General features: G+C 57.1%; 1 protein-coding gene. It reads right to left on the bottom strand.

The features are described 5' to 3' along the window. Nucleotides 1-385, bottom strand: a 385-nt coding sequence (locus tag SB756_RS28390; RefSeq protein ID WP_410912823.1) for a formate/nitrite transporter family protein, incomplete at both ends; no start/stop codon positions are given.

Genomic DNA, 385 nt, shown 5'->3' on the forward strand with positions numbered 1-385 from the left:
CAGTGCGCAGCGCCATCCAGATTGCCAGGCAAACCAGCCAGTTACACAATGCACCTTTGAAGAAGAGTACCATTGCCGGTGCAGTGGTTTTAGCCAGCGCGACGGAGTGAACGATGCTGGTATCTACCGGCAGCAGGCTACCGCCGCCCCAGCTATAGAGCATGGCAACGAAGACGGAACCGACCAGGTTACCCAGCCAGGTTTGCGGCAGGATTGCCCACATTTGCCCGTGGCTGATGCTGCCCGCTTTTACCCCAAAGGTGAGGAACATGGTGTGTCCGGTGAACAGTTCAGATCCGGCGATAATCACCAGCGTTAAGGCGATACCAAAGGTCGCGCCCACCACCAAAGGGCGTACGGATGGATCGAGCAAATTACCGAGCGT

It is taken from the genome of Pseudomonas sp. SIMBA_068, assembly GCF_046534705.1.
GTDB classification, from domain to species: Bacteria; Pseudomonadota; Gammaproteobacteria; order Pseudomonadales; family Pseudomonadaceae; genus Aquipseudomonas; species Aquipseudomonas putida.